21 protein-coding genes and 1 tRNA gene are annotated in these 17,752 nt (G+C 68.5%); 13 read left to right on the top strand and 9 right to left on the bottom strand.

Annotated features, from left to right (window positions below):
- Positions 1 to 80 precede the first annotated feature (80 nt).
- Positions 81 to 157, bottom strand: a tRNA-Arg gene (locus ACFOM8_RS03235).
- A gap of 98 nt (positions 158 to 255) precedes the next feature.
- On the opposite strand from ACFOM8_RS03235, the gene ACFOM8_RS03230 reads away from it, so the two are divergent.
- The 10 genes from ACFOM8_RS03230 to ACFOM8_RS03185 all read left to right on the top strand — a co-directional run bounded on the left by ACFOM8_RS03230 (position 256) and on the right by ACFOM8_RS03185 (position 8,424).
- The gene (locus ACFOM8_RS03230) at positions 256 to 1,275 is read left to right on the top strand and encodes a LacI family DNA-binding transcriptional regulator (RefSeq protein WP_377759271.1); all 1,020 of its coding nucleotides are present in this window, start codon (positions 256 to 258) and stop codon (positions 1,273 to 1,275) included.
- A gap of 20 nt (positions 1,276 to 1,295) precedes the next feature.
- Positions 1,296 to 2,123, top strand: a complete 828-nt coding sequence (locus ACFOM8_RS03225) for a S49 family peptidase (protein ID WP_377759270.1) — start codon at positions 1,296 to 1,298, stop codon at positions 2,121 to 2,123.
- Positions 2,120 to 2,257: a hypothetical protein gene (locus ACFOM8_RS03220; RefSeq protein ID WP_377759269.1), complete on the top strand. Its 138-nt coding sequence runs from the start codon at positions 2,120 to 2,122 to the stop codon at positions 2,255 to 2,257. The genes ACFOM8_RS03225 and ACFOM8_RS03220 overlap by 4 nt, the downstream gene beginning before the upstream one ends.
- A 299-nt stretch (positions 2,258 to 2,556) precedes the next feature.
- Complete coding sequence (gene uvrC / locus ACFOM8_RS03215) at positions 2,557 to 4,419, top strand: excinuclease ABC subunit UvrC (RefSeq protein WP_377759267.1); 1,863 nt, start codon at positions 2,557 to 2,559, stop codon at positions 4,417 to 4,419.
- Between the two features lie 252 nt (positions 4,420 to 4,671).
- On the top strand, positions 4,672 to 5,046 hold the full coding sequence (locus ACFOM8_RS03210; RefSeq protein WP_377759265.1) for a hypothetical protein: 375 nt from the start codon (positions 4,672 to 4,674) through the stop codon (positions 5,044 to 5,046).
- An 81-nt stretch (positions 5,047 to 5,127) separates the two neighbouring features.
- Complete coding sequence (gene pgsA / locus ACFOM8_RS03205) at positions 5,128 to 5,763, top strand: CDP-diacylglycerol--glycerol-3-phosphate 3-phosphatidyltransferase (RefSeq protein WP_377759264.1); 636 nt, start codon at positions 5,128 to 5,130, stop codon at positions 5,761 to 5,763.
- Positions 5,753 to 6,004 (top strand): molybdopterin converting factor subunit 1, encoded by a 252-nt coding sequence (gene moaD / locus ACFOM8_RS03200; RefSeq protein WP_377759262.1) that lies wholly within the window; start codon positions 5,753 to 5,755, stop codon positions 6,002 to 6,004. Before pgsA ends, moaD begins: the two co-directional genes overlap by 11 nt.
- A gap of 3 nt (positions 6,005 to 6,007) precedes the next feature.
- A complete protein-coding gene (locus tag ACFOM8_RS03195; protein ID WP_377759260.1) occupies positions 6,008 to 6,496 on the top strand; it encodes a molybdenum cofactor biosynthesis protein MoaE in 489 nt (162 codons plus the stop codon).
- Positions 6,483 to 6,989, top strand: coding sequence for a hypothetical protein (locus tag ACFOM8_RS03190; protein WP_377759258.1), 507 nt, complete (start codon positions 6,483 to 6,485; stop codon positions 6,987 to 6,989). Before ACFOM8_RS03195 ends, ACFOM8_RS03190 begins: the two co-directional genes overlap by 14 nt.
- A 64-nt stretch (positions 6,990 to 7,053) precedes the next feature.
- Entirely contained in the window at positions 7,054 to 8,424 is a 1,371-nt protein-coding gene (locus ACFOM8_RS03185; protein WP_377759256.1) for a glutamate--cysteine ligase, read from the top strand.
- A 16-nt stretch (positions 8,425 to 8,440) separates the two neighbouring features.
- Here ACFOM8_RS03185 and ACFOM8_RS03180 read toward each other — a convergent pair whose 3' ends face one another.
- Both ACFOM8_RS03180 and ACFOM8_RS03175 read right to left on the bottom strand, forming a co-directional pair.
- Positions 8,441 to 9,154, bottom strand: coding sequence for a hypothetical protein (locus tag ACFOM8_RS03180; protein ID WP_377759254.1), 714 nt, complete (start codon positions 9,152 to 9,154; stop codon positions 8,441 to 8,443).
- Positions 9,151 to 10,614: a metal-dependent hydrolase family protein gene (locus ACFOM8_RS03175; RefSeq protein ID WP_377759252.1), complete on the bottom strand. Its 1,464-nt coding sequence runs from the start codon at positions 10,612 to 10,614 to the stop codon at positions 9,151 to 9,153. Before ACFOM8_RS03175 ends, ACFOM8_RS03180 begins: the two co-directional genes overlap by 4 nt.
- A 196-nt stretch (positions 10,615 to 10,810) precedes the next feature.
- On the opposite strand from ACFOM8_RS03175, the gene ACFOM8_RS03170 reads away from it, so the two are divergent.
- Positions 10,811 to 11,200 carry a hypothetical protein gene (locus tag ACFOM8_RS03170; protein ID WP_377759250.1) on the top strand — a complete coding sequence of 130 codons (390 nt, stop codon included), beginning with the start codon at positions 10,811 to 10,813 and terminating at the stop codon, positions 11,198 to 11,200.
- Here the strand turns inward: ACFOM8_RS03170 and plsY are convergent.
- The 6 genes from plsY to ccmI form a co-directional block, all read right to left on the bottom strand.
- The gene (gene plsY / locus ACFOM8_RS03165; RefSeq protein ID WP_377759248.1) at positions 11,197 to 11,775 is read right to left on the bottom strand and encodes a glycerol-3-phosphate 1-O-acyltransferase PlsY; all 579 of its coding nucleotides are present in this window, start codon (positions 11,773 to 11,775) and stop codon (positions 11,197 to 11,199) included. The genes ACFOM8_RS03170 and plsY overlap by 4 nt on opposite strands.
- Positions 11,772 to 13,046, bottom strand: coding sequence for a dihydroorotase (gene pyrC, locus ACFOM8_RS03160; protein ID WP_377759247.1), 1,275 nt, complete (start codon positions 13,044 to 13,046; stop codon positions 11,772 to 11,774). Before pyrC ends, plsY begins: the two co-directional genes overlap by 4 nt.
- Positions 13,043 to 14,005 (bottom strand): aspartate carbamoyltransferase catalytic subunit, encoded by a 963-nt coding sequence (locus tag ACFOM8_RS03155; RefSeq protein ID WP_377759245.1) that lies wholly within the window; start codon positions 14,003 to 14,005, stop codon positions 13,043 to 13,045. Before ACFOM8_RS03155 ends, pyrC begins: the two co-directional genes overlap by 4 nt.
- Positions 14,006 to 14,068: 63 nt before the next feature.
- On the bottom strand, positions 14,069 to 14,236 hold the full coding sequence (locus tag ACFOM8_RS03150; protein ID WP_377759243.1) for a DUF1289 domain-containing protein: 168 nt from the start codon (positions 14,234 to 14,236) through the stop codon (positions 14,069 to 14,071).
- The gene (gene ruvX, locus ACFOM8_RS03145) at positions 14,233 to 14,703 is read right to left on the bottom strand and encodes a Holliday junction resolvase RuvX (protein WP_377759241.1); all 471 of its coding nucleotides are present in this window, start codon (positions 14,701 to 14,703) and stop codon (positions 14,233 to 14,235) included. The genes ACFOM8_RS03150 and ruvX overlap by 4 nt, the downstream gene beginning before the upstream one ends.
- Positions 14,700 to 15,911, bottom strand: a complete 1,212-nt coding sequence (gene ccmI, locus ACFOM8_RS03140; RefSeq protein ID WP_377759239.1) for a c-type cytochrome biogenesis protein CcmI — start codon at positions 15,909 to 15,911, stop codon at positions 14,700 to 14,702. Before ccmI ends, ruvX begins: the two co-directional genes overlap by 4 nt.
- 149 nt (positions 15,912 to 16,060) lie before the next feature.
- Between ccmI and ACFOM8_RS03135 the strand changes: the two genes are divergently transcribed.
- Together ACFOM8_RS03135 and ACFOM8_RS03130 are read left to right on the top strand one after the other, a co-directional pair.
- The gene (locus tag ACFOM8_RS03135) at positions 16,061 to 17,323 is read left to right on the top strand and encodes a sarcosine oxidase subunit beta family protein (RefSeq protein ID WP_377759237.1); all 1,263 of its coding nucleotides are present in this window, start codon (positions 16,061 to 16,063) and stop codon (positions 17,321 to 17,323) included.
- Positions 17,324 to 17,414: 91 nt separating this feature from the next.
- Complete coding sequence (locus ACFOM8_RS03130; RefSeq protein WP_377759236.1) at positions 17,415 to 17,645, top strand: hypothetical protein; 231 nt, start codon at positions 17,415 to 17,417, stop codon at positions 17,643 to 17,645.
- Positions 17,646 to 17,752: the final 107 nt, after the last annotated feature.

The following is a 17,752-nucleotide window of genomic DNA, read 5'->3' as shown; positions in this document are numbered from 1 at the left end:
ACTGCTCCTGGTTGATTCGAAGCAAGTATCGCACGCCGCAATATAGAACAAAACAAGAACATTGTGACCGGGAAAAAACATGGTGACCCCGACAGGACTTGAACCTGTAACCTGCCCCTTAGGAGGGGGCTGCTCTATCCAGTTGAGCCACGGGGCCGCCATAGCCCTTTTGACCGCTACGACGCGGTTTGGCAAGGTTGTCGCGCGGGCTGGCGGGCGCTAACATCGGGCAAAGACCTGACCGATCGGTGCCTGATGAACGCTTCCCGCCCCCGCCGCCCCCTGACCTTGCGGGATGTTTCCGAAGCATCCGGCGTCTCGGAGATGACCGTCAGCCGCGTTTTGCGCAACCGGGGCGACGTGTCGGCGGCCACGCGCGAAAAGGTGCTGACGGCGGCGAAGATGCTGGGCTATGTCCCCAACAAGATCGCGGGCGGGCTGGCCAGCCAGCGGGTGAACCTGGTCGCCGTGGTGATCCCGTCCTTGTCGAACCTGGTGTTTCCCGACGTGCTGGGGGGAATCTCGGCGGAACTGGACGACACCGGCCTGCAACCCGTGATCGGCGTCACGAACTATTCCCCCGCGCGCGAGGAGATGGTGCTTTACGACATGCTGTCCTGGCGTCCGTCCGGGGTGATCCTGGCGGGGCTGGAACACAGCAAGGCCTCCCGCGCCATGCTGGCCAGTTCCGGCATCCCCGTGGTCGAGATCATGGACGTGGACGGCGAAGGGATCGACACGATTGTGGGCATTTCCCACCGCCGCGCGGGGCGCGAAATGGCCGCGCGGATCCTTGCGGCCGGATACCGCCGCATCGGATTCGTCGGCACCCACATGCCCGAGGATCACCGCGCCCGAAAGCGCCTGGCCGGGTTCGAGGAAGGCCTGGCCGAGGCGGACGTTTCGCTGGAAGCGCGCGAATACTACCAGGGCGGATCCTCGCTGCTGAAGGGGCGGGAACTGACCGAACGGATTCTGACCCGGGCGCCGGAACTGGATTTCCTGTATTTCTCGAACGACATGATCGGGGCCGGGGGGCTGCTTCATTGCCTGGACAAGGGCTATGACATTCCGGGCCGGATCGGGCTTGCGGGCTTCAACGGCGTCGATCTGCTGGACGGGCTGCCGGTGCGGCTGGCTACGACCGATGCGCGGCGCGTCGACATCGGGCGGCGCGCGGCGCGGCTGGTTGCGGGCAAGGACAGCCTGCCCGAGGATCGCATCGTCGCGCTGACCCCGACCTTCCTGCCGGGCGACACGATCCGTCATGGGTAATCTTGTGAGGGACCGGGCGCATGATTAAGTCTGCCGCCATGCGTATTCCCTTTCTTGACCGTCTGACGAACAAGGGCCCCCGCGTCTCGGTGATCCGCCTGCACGGCGCCATCGGCATGGCCGGGCGCGGCGGCGCGCTGTCCGACGCCGCGCTTGCCCCGGTGATCGAGCGCGCCTTCCGCAAGGGCAGGCCGGTGGCCGTGGCGTTGTCCATCAACTCGCCCGGCGGATCGCCGGTGCAATCGTCGCTGATCGCCGCGCGCATCCGGCGGCTGGCGGACGAGACGAAGACCCCCGTTCATGCCTTTGTCGAGGATGTCGCGGCCTCGGGCGGATATTGGCTGGCCTGCGCCGGGGACCGGATCTGGGCGGACGAAAGCTCGATCCTGGGGTCGATCGGCGTGATCTCGGCGGGCTTCGGCTTCCAGGATCTGATCGCCCGCTGGGGGATCGAGCGGCGGGTGCATACGGCTGGGCGGTCGAAATCGACGTTGGACCCGTTCCGCCCCGAACGCCCCGAGGACGTGGAGCGTCTGCACAACGTGCTGGAGCCGATCCACCAGGCCTTCAAGGACCACGTGGCGGCGCGGCGGGGGGATCGGCTGACCAGCGACCGCGACCTGTTCACCGGCGAATTCTGGGCCGGACGGCAATCGGTCGCCCTGGGGCTGGCCGACGGCATCGGCCATCTGGTGCCGCAGATGAAGGCGCTTTACGGCGACAAGGCGCGCTTTGTCGTTCATGCGCCCCGCCAGTCGCTGTTCCGCAGACTGGGCCTGTCGGCGGGCACCGTTCTGGACGCCGCCCAGGAACGCGCGGCCTTTGCCCGCTTCGGTGCCGGGGGATGAGCGTCCGCGTCGTTGTCCTGTTCCTGCTGGTGATGGTGGCGGTGGCGCTGCTGCGCGGTCCGGCCTTTCGCCGCGGGTTGGCGCGGATTCTGGGGATTCGACCGGCCAACCGCCGGTCCCGGCGCCGCGACTGAAACGGGTCCGAGCCTGCGGCAGTTGTCCCCGGTTCGGGTAAGATCCGTGAAGCAAGGGACTGAAACTGCGCAAGTTTCGTCAATCGCCAGGTGCAGCTAAAAATTTTCTTTGGAAATCAATGCTCTAATACTATGCCTAAAAATGCGGCAAAGTTACGGCAATGTAACGATTGCTGGACAGGAGCCCTCAGGCTCACAGGACACCCACAGTTTTATCCACAGTGCCGGTGGACAGCTTCTGCCTTGCAATCGGCCTCGGGAACTTGCAGCCCGCCACGGGAATCACTTTCTTGTCTGACATGACCCAAACGACCGCACCCAAGACCGGCCATGCGCTGATCCAGGATTATCTGCGCCAGCTTGACCGCAGCCCCGGCGTCTACCGGATGCTGGATGCGCAGGGCGGGGTGCTGTATGTCGGCAAGGCCCGCGACCTCAAGGCGCGGGTGTCGAACTATGCCCGGCCTTCGGGCCATTCGGCGCGGATCGCGCGGATGATCCGCGAAACCTGCTCGATGATGTTTCTGACCACGCGCACCGAAACCGAGGCGCTGCTGCTGGAGCAGAACCTTATCAAGCAGCTGAAGCCGCGCTACAACGTGCTTCTGCGCGACGACAAGTCCTTTCCGAACATCCTGGTCGCCAAGTCCCACGCCTATCCCCAGATCAAGAAGCATCGCGGGGCCAAGTCGGAAAAGGGCGACTATTACGGCCCCTTCGCCAGCGCCGGGGCGGTGAACCGCACGCTGACGCAGTTGCAGCGGGTGTTCCTGCTGCGCAACTGCACGGATGCGACCTTTGAATCCCGCACGCGTCCCTGCCTGCTGTTCCAGATCAAGCGGTGCAGCGCGCCCTGCGTGGGCCGGATCAGCGCCGATGATTACGGCGCGCTTGTGTCGGACGCCGAACGCTTCCTGCAAGGCAAGACCACGGTGATCCAGGCGAACCTGGCCCGCGACATGGCGCAAGCGGCGGAAAACATGGAATACGAACGCGCCGCCGCGCTGCGCGACCGCATCAAGGCGCTGACCGCCGTGCAGTCGGTCCAGGCCATCAACCCCAAGCGCGTGGCCGAAGCCGACATCGTGGCCCTGCACATGGAAAGCGGCCAGGCCTGCGTGCAGGTCTTCTTCATCCGCGGCAACCAGAGCTGGGGCAACCGCGACTTCTATCCCAGGCTTGGCGGCGCGGAGTCTCCGGGCGAGGTGATGCAGGCCTTTCTTCTGCAATTCTACGACGACAAGCCGCCGCCCCGGATGATCCTGCTGTCCCATGCCCCGGACGAACCCGACCTGACCCGGCAGGTGCTGTCCGAACGCGCCGCCCGCCGCATCGTCATCGGCGTCCCGCAGCGGGGCGAGAAGTTCGAGCTTGTGGAAAACGCCGGACGCAACGCCCGTGAAAGCCTGGCCCGCCGCATGTCCGAAAGCGCCACCCAGCTGCGCCTGCTGGAAGGCCTGGGCGAGGCCTTCGACCTCCCCGCCTCGCCGCGCCGGATCGAGGTTTACGACAACAGCCACATCATGGGCACCAACGCCGTGGGCGGCATGATCGTGGCCGGACCGGAAGGCTTCATCAAAAGCCAGTACCGCAAGTTCAACATCAAGGGGACCGAGATCACGCCGGGCGACGACTTCGGCATGATGAAGGAGGTTTTGTCCCGCCGTTTCGTGCGCCTGCTGAAGGAAGACCCCGACCGCACCACGGAAGCCTGGCCCGACCTGCTGCTGATCGACGGCGGTGCGGGGCAGGTGTCGGCCGTGGACGGCATCCTGGCCGAACTGGGCGTCGAGGACATCCCGGTCGTCGGCGTCGCCAAGGGCATCGACCGCGACCAAGGGAAAGAGGAATTCCACCGCCCCGGCCGCGCCCCCTTCGCGCTGCGCATGAACGACCCGGTCCTGTATTTCGTCCAGCGCCTGCGCGACGAGGCGCATCGCTGGGCCATCGGCACCCACCGCGCCAAGCGCGCCAAGGCCGTCATGGCCAACCCCTTGGACGAGATCGCGGGCATCGGCGCCGCCCGCAAGCGCGCCCTGCTGGCCCATTTCGGCAGCGCCAAGGCCGTCAGCCGCGCGGGCCTGGCCGACTTGCAGGCCGTCGAGGGGATCTCGGCAGCCATGGCGCAAAAGGTTTATGACCATTTCAACGCCCGCGGCTGACGCTGCAGCGCCGACAGGCGACCGGCCTGCCAGGGAATGTTTTCCCGAACTTCGCGGCACAGGGAAAACAAGAATGCGCCATCGTGACGCAGGGGAATTCAGAAACCTTTGGAAAACAGCGGCTTGGTGATCGGCGCTCCGGTTCCGCGCGTTTCTGCCGCGGCGCCGCACAGGGTATGGGGTGGCAAGATACCTCTGCCCCTGGGGTATGTCGCGTTATGGTTGTGACTTGCTCAACCCGAGGAGGCCCTCATGCCCCGTTTGCCTCAGACCGGCATCGCTGACCGACGGACCCCCGCCTTCACTCTGCCGGATGTCCGGGACGGCAGCTGGGACGAATTCAAACCCCACCTGACCCAACTGGACGCCGAACTGACCGACAACTATGCGGCCGGCAGCGACCCGGTTCTCTGCGTCCGCGACCGGGACGGCCGCAACTGGACGATCGAACTGGCCAGCCACGCCCGCAACGCCGAAATCGGCCTGTCCCAGGCCGCCGCCCTGCCGGGCGATCCCGTGCGCGTCATCGGCCGGCGCACGCGTCATTTCGGCGAACAGCGGATCAAGGCCGTCCACCTGACCATCGCCGGACGCCCGTTCGAGCTTTATCCCGGCGCCCTCGGCTGACCGGTGGCCCGATCGGGGGGCGCGGCGCATTTCGGTGCGCCGCCCCTTTCCAAGTCTGGCGCCACGGACTAGCTTGCCCTCATGCGCTGGACCGTCCCCAATATCCTGACCCTTCTTCGGCTGATCGCGGCTCCCGCCGTGCCGCTGATGTTTCTGTATTTCAGTCGTCCCTTCGCGGATTGGGCGGCGCTGGCGCTGTTTCTGGTCGCCGCCGCCACCGACTGGATCGACGGCTATCTGGCGCGCAGCTGGCAGCAGGAAAGCCGCTTCGGCGCGGCCATGGATCCCATCGCCGACAAGGCCATGGTGGTGATCGCCATCGTGGTCATCACCGGCTATTCCGGGATGAACCCCTGGCTGATCCTGCCCGCCACCCTGATCCTGTTCCGCGAGGTCTTCGTGTCCGGCCTGCGCGAGTTTCTGGGATCGAACGCGCGGCTCCTGAAGGTCACGAAGCTGGCCAAATGGAAGACCACCACGCAGATGGTCGCCATTTCGGTCCTGTTCCTGGGCACCGGGCTGGCCTATGTCGAATACGGCCGCCCCCCGCGCGTGGGCGAGGGGCATCTGCCGTGGTTCTCGTCTTCCTGGGCGGATCTGGCGACGCAGGTCGGCCTGCTGCTGATCTGGATCGCGGCGCTCCTGACGGCCTGGACCGGCTGGGACTACTTCGTCAAGGCGCGCCCCTACCTGCGCGAACCCGGCCATGACGCTTGACGTGCTGTATTTCGCCTGGCTGCGCGAACGCATCGGCCAGCCGCGCGAGCGAATCGACACAAACGCCGCCACCGTCCGCGAGCTGATCGCCGACCTTGCCGCGCGCGACGACTGGCACGCGGCGGCCTTTGCCGACCTTGCCGCCGTGCGCTGCGCGGTGGACCAGCAGCTTGCCGACCTGGACGCGCCCCTGGCGGGCGCGCGCGAGGTCGCCTTCTTTCCCCCCATGACCGGCGGCTGATCCATGTCGGCCCGCGTTCAGACCGCCCCCTTCGATCTGGCCCGCGAACTGGCGGGCTTCGGCGCGGGGGCGGGGGCCGTTGTCACCTTCACCGGCGTGGTGCGCGACGACACCGGCCGGATGGCCGCGCTCGAGATCGAGCATTACCCCGGCATGACCGAACGCGCGCTGTCCGACTTGGGGACAAACGCCGCCGCCCGCTTCGGCCTGACCGACTGGCGCATCGTCCATCGCCACGGGCGCCTGACGGTGGGGGAACCCATCATGATGGTCGCCACCGCCGCCCGCCATCGCCAGGCGGCGTTCCAGGCGGCGGACTACCTGATGGACTGGCTGAAATCCCGCGCGCCCTTCTGGAAACGCGAGATTGCCCGAAACGGCGCCGCCCGCTGGGTCGATGCGAAATCCAGCGACGAAGACGCCCTGTCGCGCTGGCAGGCTTCTTCTTTGCCCAAATACCCATCTCCGGCCGCCACCGATGATCCGGCCTGAACTGCGGGCCTGGGCCGCCAGACGGTCCGAGGCCCTGGCCGCCACCGCGATCCTTCTGGCCGGCCTGTGGCTGGCCCTGCGCGGCGGCTGGTTCTTCGCCGCCCTTGGCGGCCTTGTCCTGCTGGTCGGCCTGTCGCTGCTGCTGGGCGCGATCCGCCGCCTGCCGTTCCGCCGCCGGATCGACGCCCCCGGCGTGGTCGAGGTGGACGAAGGCGCCATCCGCTATTACGGCGCGGCGGTCCTGGGCGGCGAGATCGCCCTGCGCGATCTGGTGGAAATCCGTCTGCTGCGGCTCAAGGGCCGGGGCAATTGGCGGCTGCGCAGCGCCAGCGGCGAAGCCCTGCTGGTTCCCGTCGATGCCGCCGGGGCCGAGGCTCTGGCCCATGCCTTTACGGCGCTGCCGGGGCTGGACATGGGAACCGTGTCCGCCGCCCTGGCCCATGTCGCCGACCAGCCGGACGCGGTGCGCACCGTTTGGCGGAGGCCGGGCTGAGGCGGGTTGACTTGGCCCCCGCCGCGCGTCACCTGTGACGCGCGAATCCAGAAAGGCCCTGCTCATGTCGATACCACAACAGGGCGGAGGCCCGATCGAAAGCCGCGACCAGCTGGCCGCCTATATCGCGTCGGGCGAAAAGCCGCGCGAGGCTTGGCGCATCGGGACCGAGCACGAGAAGTTCGGCTATGACAAGGCCAGCCTGATGCCCTTGCCCTATGAGGGCGCCTGTTCCATCCATGCAATGCTGACGGGCCTCCGGGAACGCTTCGGCTGGTCGCCGGTGACGGAAGGGGACAAGCTGATCGGGCTGGAACGCGACGGCGCCAACGTCAGCCTGGAACCCGGCGGGCAGCTGGAGCTGTCGGGTGCGCCGCTGGAAACCATCCACCAGACCTGCGACGAGGTGAACCAGCACCTGGCCGAGGTGAAGGAGGTCGCCGACCGCATCGGCGCGGGCTTCATCGGGTTGGGCGCGGCGCCGATCTGGTCCCAGGACCAGATGCCGATGATGCCCAAGGGCCGGTATCGGCTGATGACCGACTACATGGACCGGGTCGGCACCCTGGGCAAGCAGATGATGTACCGCACCTGCACCGTGCAGGTGAACCTGGACTTCGGCAGCGAAGCCGACATGGTCCAGAAGATGCGCGTGGCCCTGTCGCTGCAACCCGTCGCCAACGCGCTGTTCGCCAATTCGCCCTTTCTGGACGGCAAGCCCAACGGCTGGAAAAGCTGGCGCGCGCATATCTGGCAGAACCTGGACGCCGCGCGCACGGGGATGCTGCCCTTCGTGTTCGAGGACGGCTTCGGATACGACGCCTGGGTGGACTATGTCCTGGACGTGCCGATGTATTTCGTGTATCGCGACGGCAGATACATCGACGCCCTGGGCCAGTCGTTCCGCGATTTCCTGGACGGACGCCTGCCCGCCCTTCCGGGCGAGGTGCCCACCCTGTCCGATTGGGCCGACCACATGACCACGGTCTTTCCCGAGGCCCGCGTCAAGAAATACATCGAGATGCGCGGCGCCGACGGCGGCCCCTGGCGCCGCCTTTGCGCGCTGCCCGCGCTGTGGGTCGGGCTGATCTATGACCAGACCGCGCTGGACGCCGCCTGGGATCTGGTCAAGGGCTGGAACCACGAGACGCGCGAAGCCTGGCGGCGCGAGGCGGGGATCCACGCGCTCGACGCGCAGGTGAACGGGGTTCGGATGCGCGACCTGGCGCGCCAGGTGGTCGGGATCGCCGAGCAGGGGCTGAAAAGCCGCGCCCGTGCGGGGGCGGGCGGGATGGTCCCCGACGAGACGCATTTCCTGAACGCCATCAAGGAAAGCCTGGACAGCGGCAAGGTGCCCGCCGACGAACTGCTGGACAAGTACCACGGCGAATGGAACGGCGACCTGACGCGGATCTATCGCGAATATTCCTATTGACCGGGGGCGGCCCCGGTCAGAACCGCCAGGTCAGGCCCAGCAGCGGACCCGCCATGGTGGCGTCCACCCGCGTGCCGCCGCTGCGGTAATCCACGTCCAGCCGCCGATAGCCCACCGAGACATAGGCCCGCTCGGTCATCCGGTAATTGACCGTGGCGACCACCTGCGTGGTCTTTTCAGACCCCATCCCGGTGACGCCGTGGTCGATATAGGCGATGGCGGACCACCGGGGCGCCAGCGTGTAATTCGCCCGCAAGGCGATGATCGGATCCACGAAATCCTTGTCCCCCGACCGGCTGATCGCCCCGCCCGCGACCAGGATCTCGGCCTCGATCTTCCAGGCGCGCACGCCTCCCAGCACGTCCAAAGCCAGCCCGCCGTTGTCGATGGCCCGCCAGCCCGCAGCCAGGGTCAGGGACCGCTGCGACACCTCGCCTTCAGCCGGAAGACCGGGCGGGATCAGCCCCGACTTGGAACTGGCCGAATAGCTGAGATCGCCCAGAACGACGAAGCGATCCCTGCGGGCATAGCCGGACAGGAAAAAGGCCGCGTCCAGATCCTCCAGCACCTCGGAAAAGCTCTTGTCGAAGGACAGCGTGGGCGCGCCGGTGAAGGGGGTCACATCCCCGCCCAGGCCCGAGGCCCAGACATAGGGCGTGACCTGCGCGTTCCAGTCCTGCGCCAGGGCAGGGGTCGCGCCCAGGATGGCGAGGGCGGCAAGCCTGATCATATCGTATCCCCCGAAAGTTCGTCCTTGAACACGCGGCCGTTCTTCATGATCAGCCGCAGGTTGGCCTTGTCCCCCAGCCAGTCCAGCCCCTGTTCGGGATCGCCGTCGATCACCAGCAGGTCGGCAAGCGCGCCTTGCGCGATCACCCCCAGCCTGCCGTCGTAAGGTGCCCGCGCGCCCGACAGCGCCAGCAGCCGTCCCGCCGCCCCCGTGGCGCGGTGCAGCGCGGCCAAAGGCGACATGAAGCGCGAAAGCTTGGCCAGTTGCCGCCCCTGGCTTTCGCCGCCGCCATACAGGATGTCGCTGCCGAAGGCCCAGTTGACGCGGTGCTTGTCGGCCCATTCAAAGGCGCGCGCCGTGCCCTCGGCCACGGCGCGCTGCGCGGCCACGGCCTTGGGGTCGGCATACTGGTTCGCGTCCTCGTCCGCCAGAAAGGGCTGGATCGACCACCAGGTGTCGCTGTCGGCCATCAGCCGCACGGTGTCCTCGTCGGCCAGTTGCCCGTGCTCGATGGACTTCACCCCGGCCGCGATGCAGCGCCGGATGCCGGGCGAGGTATAGACATGGGCGCAGACATAGGTGCCCCAGTCGGAGGCCGCATCAACCGCCGCGCGGATCTCGGCTTCCGTGAATTGCAGCGATTCCAGCGGGTCGTATTGGGACGCCACGCCGCCCCCTGCCGTGATCTTGATCTGGCTGGCGCCCTTCATCAGCTGCTCGCGGGTGCGGCGCAGCACCTCGGGAACGCCATCGGCCAGCGCGGACATGCCTTGCCGGCTGGCATAATCCGCCGGATCGCCGGGCATCATCGGCAGGCTGTTCCCGAACCGGAAATCCCCGTGCCCCGAGGTTTGCGAGATGATCGCCCCCGCCGGAAAGATGCGCGGCCCCGTGACCACGCCGCGATCCACCGCCGCCTTCAGCCCGAAGGCCGGGCCGCCCACGTCGCGCACGGTGGTGAAGCCGCGCATCAGCGTGGCCCCGGCCTCTTGCCCCGCCATCAGGTGCAGGAAGCCGATGTCCTGGGTCATCGCCACGACCTGGCTGACGGATGCCAGCGTCGCGTGCCAATGCGTGTCGATCAGGCCGGGAACGACGGCGCGTCCGCCGCAGTCGATCACCTGCGCGTCCCCGGGGCCTTGGCCGGGGGCGGGCAGGGCGGCGATCCGGCCATTGTCGATCAGGATGCCCACGCCGTCGCGCAGGGACAGGTTTTCGCCGTCGAACAGGCGAAGGTTGGTCAGCAGGATGGGCCTTGCTGGGGTCTGGGCCTTTGCCCCGCGCGGGGCAAGGCCGAAGCCCGCGAACATGCCCACCACCGCCGCCATCCCGCCCAGCATCTGGCGGCGGGAAATGTCTGCCTCGATCCGGCGCATGATCGCCAGGGTTTCCGGGCTGCCGCAGTGGCAGAAACGCAGGCTGCCGGAAACGGGGTCTGGCTGGAAACAGGCTTGGCACATGGCGATTCACCGGCGGACAGGGAAAACGACAGACATTTGTTTATCGCATGATGGTCGAAACGGAGCGTTTGGCAAGCGCGGCGAATGGCCGCGCCGCTTGATCGGGCCGATAGGCGCACGACAATATGACCGCCCGTCCCCTTGCGCGGATTTCCTGCCGGTGGCAGGGCAAGGGAAAAGCGGAAAGGGGCAGTCGATGAAGACGGATGCGATGGTGTGGGTGCAGCGGACCGTGGGCGCGGTCTTCGCGGTGGGCGTCGTGGCCTTGATCGGCGCGATCGTCGGCCAGGTCGGCCAGGCCGAGGGATTGCCGCCCTTGCCGATCTTCGTGGGCCTGCTGGGGATTGTGACGCTGATCCTGCTGTCGGGCGCCTGCCTGGCGCTGATCTCGCTGGCGATCTCGGCGCGGCGGGGGGCGGATGCGCTGCGCCGCCTTGCGGGGCAGGGCATGGCCGCGCCCGTCGCGGCCCCGGCGCGCGTCTTCAGCCAGCCGCCCCTGCGCGAGGTCGTGGCCGAGCCGCAGCCCGAACCCGCTCCGACCCGCCCGGCGCGTCCCGTCGGCCGGATCCTGGTGGCCGAGCGTTAACCCTTTTTCCCGATCCGGGGCTCGGACCCGTCCAGCAGGCGGGCGATGTTGGCGCGGTGGCGGACAAGGATCAGCACCGCCATGAACAGGCTGACGGCGATCAGGTCCGGCCGGCCCAGGCCCCAGGCGAAGACGGGCGACAGCGCCGCCGCCAGCAGCGCCGACAGGCTGCTGATGCGGCTGATCAGGGCGGTCAGCAGCCAGATCGCGCAGGCGATCAGCCCCAGCGGCCAGTGCAGCGCGATCAGCGTGCCCAGAAAGGTCGCGACCCCCTTGCCGCCCTTGAACCCCAGCCAGACCGGAAAGCAATGGCCCAGAAAGGCCGCGCCCCCCGCCAGCACCGCCGCCCCCTCGCCGCCGAACTGGCGCGCGACCAGCACGGCGATGGCGCCCTTGCCGCTGTCCAGCAGCAGGGTCGCCAGGGCGGCGGGCTTGTTGCCGGTCCGCAGGACGTTGGTCGCGCCGATATTGCCCGACCCGATGCTGCGCAGGTCGCCCAGGCCCAGGGCGCGGGCAATGACCAGCCCGAAGGGGACGGACCCCAGCAGATAGCCGAAGATCGTCCACAGGATCATGCCGCACCCCCGAACACGCGGCGGCCTGCGACCCAGGTGCCGATGACCCGGCCCTCCATCCGCGCGCCGTCGAAGGGGGTGTTCTTCGATTTCGACAGCAGCGTGAAGCGGTCCAGCACAAAGGGGGCGTCCGGGTCGAACAGCACCAGGTCGGCGGGCGCGCCGGCCGCCAGCCGCCCGCCGGGCAGGCCGAGGCGCTTGGCCGGGTTCAGCGACATCGCCCGCCACAATTGCGGCAGCGTCAGCCCGCCGCCGTGATACAGCCGCATCGCCGCGGGCAGCAGCGTTTGCAGCCCGACGGCGCCGGGGGCGGCGGCCTCAAAGGGCAGGCGCTTGGATTCCTCGTCCTGGGGCGTGTGGAAGCTGGCGATCACGTCGATCAGCCCGTCCGCCACGGCCTGCACCATCGCCAGCCGGTCGTCTTCGGACCGCAGCGGCGGCGTGAAGCGGAAAAAGGTGCGGTAATCGCCCACGTCGTATTCGTTCAGCGTCAGGTGGTGGATCGAGATCCCCGCCGACACGTCCAGGCCCGCGTCGCGCGCCCGCTTCAGGGCGGGCAGGGCGCGGGCGGTGGTGATCTGGTCCGCGTGCCAGCGGCAGCCGGTCATCGCGGCCAGGGCCAGGTCGCGGTCCAGCCCGATCACCTCGGCCACCGGCGAGACGGCGGGAATGCCGTAGATCGAGGCGAACTTGCCGCCCGTCGCCGCAGCCCCCCGCGACAGGCCCGCATCCTGCGGATGCCCCACGATCAGCGCGCCCACGCCCCGCGCATAGGTCATGCAACGCGACAAAAGCCGCGTGTCCGCCACCTGCCGCACGCCGTCGGTGAAGGCCACAGCGCCCGCGTCGGTCAGAAAGCCGATCTCGACCATCTCGCGCCCTTCGCGGGCCTTGGTCAGGGCGGCCATGTGGCGGATGTTGACGGCGGCGTCCGTGGCGCGGCGGGTGACGAATTCCAGCGACTCGGGCGTGTCGATGGGCGGCAGGGTGTCGGGCCGGGCGACAATGGTGGTCACGCCCCCCGCCGCCGCCGCAAGTCCCGCGCTGCGGAAGGATTCCTTGTGCCGCTCGCCCGGCTCGCCGATCTTGACGCCCCAGTCGATGATCCCCGGCGCCAGGGCGCGGCCGCCGCAGTCGATGACGGCGGCGCTTTCGGGGGGATCCGCGTCGATGCCCTCGATCACGCCGTCGCGGACCAGCAGGCTGCCCGGCGCGTCGGTCTGCGCCTCGGGGTCGATCAGGCGGGCGTTGGCGAACAGCGTCGCGGTCATACCATAACTCCCGCCGCCGCTCGGCCCCGTTCGGCGCGCAGGTTGCGCGCCAGCAGGTCCAGCGCGGCCATGCGCACCGCCACGCCCATCTCCACCTGGTCCTGGATCACGCTGCGGTTGATGTCGTCGGCGATGGTGCCGTCGATTTCCACGCCCCGGTTCATCGGCCCCGGATGCATGACGATGGCGTCGGGGGCGGCAGCGGCCAGCTTTTCGGCGTCCAGGCCGAAGCGGTGGAAGTATTCGCGCTCGGACGGGATAAAGCCGCCGTCCATGCGTTCCTTCTGAAGCCGCAGCATCATCACCACGTCGGCGCCTTTCAGACCCTCGCGCATGTCCTCGTAGAGTTCGACGCCCATTTCACCCGCCCCGGCGGGCATCAGCGTGGCGGGGCCGATCAGGCGCAGTCGGTTTTCCATCTTGCCCAGAAGCAGCAGGTTCGAGCGGGCCACGCGGCTGTTGGCGATGTCGCCGCAGATGGCGACCGTCAGCCGGTGCAGGCGGCCCTTGGCGCGGCGGATGGTCAGCGCGTCCAGCAGCGCCTGCGTCGGATGCTCGTGCCGCCCGTCGCCCGCGTTGACGACCGCGCAGTTGACCTTTTCGGCCAGCAGGTTCACCGCGCCCGAATTCGGGTGGCGCACCACCAGCAGGTCGGGCCGCATCGCGTTCAGCGTCAGCGCGGTGTCGATCAGGGTTTCCCCTTTTTTCACCGACGAATGGGCCACGGCCATGTTCATCACGTCCGCGCCCAGCCGCTTGCCCGCCAGTTCGAAACTGGCCTGGGTGCGGGTCGAGTTCTCGAAGAACATGTTGATGAGGGTCATGCCCTCCAGCGCGTCGGCGTGCTTCACCGTGCGGCGGTTGAGCGCCACGTAATCCTCGGCCAGATCCAGAAGGGCGACGATCTCGGGCGGGGACAGGTGGTCGATGCCCAGAAGGTGGCGGGCGCGAAAGGTCATGAAACGGCCTCGTGGTCGGGGTCGGTCGCTCTATCGCAGATGGCCCGCCACCCGGCAAGCGGGTCAGCCGGGACGCGGCTTGCGGGCGGGCAGCTCGGCCATGATCCGGCGGCGGGTTTCCGGCGGCATGGCGGACCAGGCGGCGATCTCGTCCAGGGTCCGCAGGCAGCCGGTGCAAAGCCTGGACGCGGGGTCGATCACGCAGACCTGGATGCAGGGGGATTCGATCATCGGTCCAGATACCGCAACCGGTCCAGCGCGCCTTGCAGGATATAGCCCGCCGCCACCTGGTCGATGACCTCGGCCCGCCGCTTGCGGGACGTGTCGGCCTCCAGCAGCGCGCGCTCGGCGGCCAACGTGGACAGGCGTTCGTCCCAGAAGCCGATGGAGAGATCCGTCAGCCGCTCCAGATTGCGGGCGAAGGCGCGGGTCGATTGCGCGCGGGGGCCTTCGCTGCCGTCCATGTTGCGCGGCAGGCCCAGCACCAGCCCGACCAGCGCGCGGTCCTTCGCGATCGCCAGCAGTTCGGCGGCGTCCAGCGTGAACTTCTGCCGCCGGATCACCGTCAGGGGCGAGGCCACCTGCCGCAGCCCGTCGCTGACCGCGACGCCGATGGTCTTGGTGCCCAGATCCAGCCCGGCGACGGCGCCGACCGGGGGCAGGCTTGCCGCGAAATCCGCGATCTCGGGATGGATCATGGGACCAGCCCCGCCTCGACGGCGGCCTGCCGCACGGTTTCCAGCGCCTCGGGCCGACCGGCAAAGCGGGTCTGCGCCTCGGTCCAGATTGCGCGGGCCTGGTCCGTGTTGCCGATCACCACAAGGGACGAGATCAGCCGCGCCCATTCGGCGGGGGTGCCGCCCTGGCTTGCCAGCCGCGCTTCGAGCTGCGCGACCATGCCCGCGACCATCTGCCGACGCTCTTCGGGCGACATGTCCCCGGCTGCGGCCATGGCCTCGGCATCGGGGCCGGGCAGGGGCGCGGGGGGCACATAGTCGGGCTGGCCCGCCAGCCAGGCCAGATCGGCGATGGCCGCGCGGATGGGCGCGATCCAGGGGGCGTCGGCGGGGCCTTCCTCAAGCAGGCGGCGCCAGATCGGAAAGGCGCGGTCGGGACGGTCGTTCTGAAGCTGGAGGATGCCCAGAAGATAGCGGGCCTGCGGATGCGCGGGATCCTTGCGCAGGGCGCGGACCAGCACCGCCTCGGCCTCGGGGGTGACAAGGCCGCCCGCGGCCTCGATCATCAGGGCCGACAGGCGCACCAGTTCGGCGGCCGAGGCATCCTCGCCGCGCAGATCGACCAGCCGTTGCTGCGCTTCGCGCGCGGCCGCCATGTTGCCAAGCCGCATCTCGTTCGTGGCCAGCAGGGCCAGCCCCTGCGGGTCGTCGGGGTTCCGGGCCACCGCCTCGCGCAATTGGCCGATCAGGGCGGCGAAATCGGCGGGGACTTCGGGAACCGCGGGGGCGGGGGCCTTGGCCTCGGCCTCGGCCTGGCTGGGGCGGTTTTCATAAACCTGCCGGGCATCGGCGATCCGCCTGGCGATGGGCAGATCGTCGCGCCCCGGCTGGCCTTCGCGCAGGTAAAGCGCAGCCGCCCCCGCGAACAGCGCCGCCAGCAGCCCAAGCGCCAGCAGGCCGCGCCCGCCCGCGCCGCCACGTTCCGCCTGCGCCAGGCGGCGGTCGGCGTCCAGAACCTTGCGCCCGATCTCGGTGCGCAGGCGCTCGGCCTCGGCGGGGGCGATCACGCCGCGTTCCAGGTCGCGCTCGACTTCCTTCAGCTGGTCGCGGTAAACCCGCAGGTCGAAGGCCGCCGCAGGCTCGGCGGCCGCGCGCCCGCCCCGCAGCAGGGGCGCCATGATGGCAAGGCCGACAACGATCGTGGTGGCGGCGCAGATGATCCAGAACATTCCAGCCCTCCGGTTGGGCCACCTTTAGGGCGCTTTCCCTTCGGCGGAAAGCGGCAGGCTGTCGCATTTTGCCGTGATCGCGCCGCAAGCCGTCTTGAGCCTGCGGCATCATCCCGCCATTCTGCGGCCAAGTCCAACGGGGGTTCCTGATGCCGTCAGCGCGTGCCAGCCGCTATTCCGTCTTTGCCATCGCGCGCGAGGCGCTGCGCCAGCACCAGGGCTGGACCCGCGCCTGGACCAGCCCGGAACCGCGCGACCGCTACAAGGTCGTGATCGTCGGCGCGGGCGGGCACGGGCTTGCGACGGCCTATTACCTGGGCAAGAACCACGGCATCACCGATGTCGCGGTGATCGAGAAGGGCTGGCTGGGCGGCGGCAACACCGGCCGCAACACCACCATCATCCGGTCGAACTACCTCCAGGATCCGTCGGCGGCGATCTATGACAAGGCGCTGAAGCTTTACGAAACCCTGTCGCAGGATCTGAACTACAACGTGATGTTCAGCCCGCGCGGGCTGATCATGCTGGCTCAGACCGAACACGAGGTCCGGGGCTACAAGCGCACGGTCTATGCCAACAACCTCCAGGGCGTTTCGACCGAATGGATCGAGCCGAAGCGGCTCAAGGAACTGGTGCCGATCATCAACATCGACGGGCCGCGCTATCCGGTGCTGGGCGGGCTTTACCAGGCGCGCGGCGGCACGGCGCGGCACGACGCGGTGGCCTGGGGCTATGCGCGGGCCTGTTCCGACATGGGCATGCACATCATCCAGAACTGCGAGGTCACGGGGATCGAGACCGAGAACGGGCAGGTCCGCGCCGTCAGCACCGCCAAGGGCCGCATCGGCTGCGACAAGCTGGCGCTGGTCGTCGCGGGTCATTCGTCGCAACTGGCCGCCATGGCGGGTTTCCGCCTGCCCATCGAAAGCGTTCCCCTGCAAGCGATGGTCAGCGAACCCGTCAAGCCCTGCATGGACGTGGTGGTGATGGCCAACACCGTCCACGGCTACATGAGCCAGTCCGACAAGGGCGAGATGGTGATCGGCGGCGGCACCGACAGCTACAACGCCTTCACGCAGCGCGGCTCCTGGCACCATATCGAGGAAACCGTGCGCGCCCTGATCGAGACCTTTCCGATGATTTCCCGCCTGAAGATGCTGCGCCAATGGGGCGGGATCGTGGACATGACGGGCGACCGCTCGCCCATCCTGTCCACGACGCCGGTGGGCGGCATCTTCGTCAACTGCGGCTGGGGCACGGGCGGCTTCAAGGCCATTCCGGGATCGGGCTGGGCCATGGCGGACCTTGTGGCGCAGGGCAGGCCCGGCCCGCTGGCCGCCGCCTTCGGGCTGAACCGCTTCCGCGAGGGGCGCTTTATCGACGAATCGGTCGCGGCGGGCGTGGCGCATTAGTCATGGTTGAATGCGTTCAGGATTTACGCGGAACCCAAGGGGCGCCGGTCTCATTGTCCGGTTACCTGAAGTTGGATCGAAAGGGACGAGAATGGCCGAACCCAACAGCAATCGCATGTATATCATCATCGGAGCCATCGTCGTCGTGGTGGCGCTGCTGTTCTTCTTCATGTCGGGCGGCGACGATCCCGCGGCCGACGCGACCACGACCGGCGACGCGGCCACGACCGCCCCGGCCGCTGACCCGGCCGTCGACGACGCCGTCGATGTCGAGCCTGCCGCGCCCGGAACCACGACCGGCACCCCGGCTCCGGCCAACTGATCCGCGCCGCGCCGGCGCTGGCCGGCGGGCGTCTTCGCCGAATTATCCGCGGGGGTCCGGGGGCATCCAGCCTCCGGCCTTCGCCCGTCAGCCACCCGCGGCGCTTC

This window comes from Paracoccus angustae (assembly GCF_042648745.1).
Lineage (GTDB): Bacteria > Pseudomonadota > Alphaproteobacteria > Rhodobacterales > Rhodobacteraceae > Paracoccus > Paracoccus angustae.
The sequence above is the reverse complement of the archived record's forward strand: the minus strand, read 5'-3'. Positions and strand labels throughout refer to the sequence as shown.

What these genes read in the sequence shown, in the direction of transcription:
- pgsA (WP_377759264.1), top strand. Translation starts at nt 5,128, where the DNA reads ATGCGCTGGACCGTCCCCAATATCCTGACCCTTCTTCGGCTGATCGCG.
- ccmI (WP_377759239.1), bottom strand. Translation starts at nt 15,911, where the DNA reads ATGTTCTGGATCATCTGCGCCGCCACCACGATCGTTGTCGGCCTTGCC.
- moaD (WP_377759262.1), top strand. Translation starts at nt 5,753, where the DNA reads ATGACGCTTGACGTGCTGTATTTCGCCTGGCTGCGCGAACGCATCGGC.
- ruvX (WP_377759241.1), bottom strand. Translation starts at nt 14,703, where the DNA reads ATGATCCATCCCGAGATCGCGGATTTCGCGGCAAGCCTGCCCCCGGTC.
- ACFOM8_RS03220 (WP_377759269.1), top strand. Translation starts at nt 2,120, where the DNA reads ATGAGCGTCCGCGTCGTTGTCCTGTTCCTGCTGGTGATGGTGGCGGTG.
- pyrC (WP_377759247.1), bottom strand. Translation starts at nt 13,046, where the DNA reads ATGACCGCGACGCTGTTCGCCAACGCCCGCCTGATCGACCCCGAGGCG.
- ACFOM8_RS03135 (WP_377759237.1), top strand. Translation starts at nt 16,061, where the DNA reads ATGCCGTCAGCGCGTGCCAGCCGCTATTCCGTCTTTGCCATCGCGCGC.
- plsY (WP_377759248.1), bottom strand. Translation starts at nt 11,775, where the DNA reads ATGATCCTGTGGACGATCTTCGGCTATCTGCTGGGGTCCGTCCCCTTC.
- ACFOM8_RS03150 (WP_377759243.1), bottom strand. Translation starts at nt 14,236, where the DNA reads ATGATCGAATCCCCCTGCATCCAGGTCTGCGTGATCGACCCCGCGTCC.
- ACFOM8_RS03170 (WP_377759250.1), top strand. Translation starts at nt 10,811, where the DNA reads ATGAAGACGGATGCGATGGTGTGGGTGCAGCGGACCGTGGGCGCGGTC.
- ACFOM8_RS03225 (WP_377759270.1), top strand. Translation starts at nt 1,296, where the DNA reads ATGATTAAGTCTGCCGCCATGCGTATTCCCTTTCTTGACCGTCTGACG.
- ACFOM8_RS03210 (WP_377759265.1), top strand. Translation starts at nt 4,672, where the DNA reads ATGCCCCGTTTGCCTCAGACCGGCATCGCTGACCGACGGACCCCCGCC.
- uvrC (WP_377759267.1), top strand. Translation starts at nt 2,557, where the DNA reads ATGACCCAAACGACCGCACCCAAGACCGGCCATGCGCTGATCCAGGAT.
- ACFOM8_RS03180 (WP_377759254.1), bottom strand. Translation starts at nt 9,154, where the DNA reads ATGATCAGGCTTGCCGCCCTCGCCATCCTGGGCGCGACCCCTGCCCTG.
- ACFOM8_RS03185 (WP_377759256.1), top strand. Translation starts at nt 7,054, where the DNA reads ATGTCGATACCACAACAGGGCGGAGGCCCGATCGAAAGCCGCGACCAG.
- ACFOM8_RS03195 (WP_377759260.1), top strand. Translation starts at nt 6,008, where the DNA reads ATGTCGGCCCGCGTTCAGACCGCCCCCTTCGATCTGGCCCGCGAACTG.
- ACFOM8_RS03130 (WP_377759236.1), top strand. Translation starts at nt 17,415, where the DNA reads ATGGCCGAACCCAACAGCAATCGCATGTATATCATCATCGGAGCCATC.
- ACFOM8_RS03155 (WP_377759245.1), bottom strand. Translation starts at nt 14,005, where the DNA reads ATGACCTTTCGCGCCCGCCACCTTCTGGGCATCGACCACCTGTCCCCG.
- ACFOM8_RS03175 (WP_377759252.1), bottom strand. Translation starts at nt 10,614, where the DNA reads ATGTGCCAAGCCTGTTTCCAGCCAGACCCCGTTTCCGGCAGCCTGCGT.
- ACFOM8_RS03190 (WP_377759258.1), top strand. Translation starts at nt 6,483, where the DNA reads ATGATCCGGCCTGAACTGCGGGCCTGGGCCGCCAGACGGTCCGAGGCC.
- ACFOM8_RS03230 (WP_377759271.1), top strand. Translation starts at nt 256, where the DNA reads ATGAACGCTTCCCGCCCCCGCCGCCCCCTGACCTTGCGGGATGTTTCC.